General features: G+C 49.9%; 1 protein-coding gene. It reads left to right on the plus strand.

Annotated elements, in window-relative coordinates; all coding sequences use genetic code 11:
- A partial coding sequence (locus AC5V8P_RS25755) for a condensation domain-containing protein (RefSeq protein ID WP_495474080.1) occupies positions 1 to 956 on the plus strand: 956 nt, incomplete at both ends.

The raw sequence follows: 956 nt of genomic DNA on the forward strand, positions 1-956 counted from the left end.
GATATTACGCGTACGGTCGGTTGGTTCACCAGTCAATTCCCAGTTGTGCTGGATATGGGCGAGGACCGGAATGTGGGACGGCGTATCAAGAACGTCAAAGAAGGGCTACGCCGTTTGCCGCATAAAGGGATTGGATACGGGATGTTGAGATATCTGGCGGACGGGGAAGGAAACGCAGCTTTTGTTGCCGAGCCGGAAATCAGCTTTAACTATCTTGGCCAATTTGATCAGGATTTAAAAAATAATGCATTCCGCATGTCTCCCTATTCCGTCGGAGCTTCCATAAGTGATACGTTGACCAAGCGGTATGCTCTGGATATCAACGGCATGATCACAGACGGTGCTCTAGAACTGACGATCAGCTACAGTAACAAAATGTTCATGAAAAAATCGATCAAAAAGCTGGCTGATCTGCTGCAGGAGAGCTTGCGTGAGGTGTTGGCTCACTGTGTGGCCAAAGAGCTGCCAGAGCTGACACCAAGCGACTTGTCCTTCCAGGGACTGACGGCTGTAGAGCTGGATCATATTGTAGAGCAGACGGCTGCTGTCGGAGAACTGGAAAACATTTATTCGTTAACCCCGATGCAAAAAGGCATCCTGTTCCACGGCTTAATGGAGCCGCAATCCGGGGCGTACTTTGAGCAGGCGACATTTGATTTGCAAGGCCGCTTTCAAGTGGAGGCTTTTGCCGAAAGCCTCAATCAGCTGGTGGAGCGCCATCAAATATTCAGAACGAATTTTTATAGTGGCTGGAATGAGCAGCCTTTACAGGTGGTGTACCGCCACAAACCTGCCGGGTTCCGTTTTGAAGATATACGCTTGATGGAACAAGAAGAGCAGGACGCATACATTGCTGATTTTGCTGAGCGCGACAAAGCCGAAGGCTTTCATTTCAGCTCAGGTGAGCTGATGCGAGTGTCTGTATTGCGCACAGGCGAGGAGTCGTATCGCTTCGT

This window comes from Paenibacillus sp. N119s (assembly GCF_059447605.1).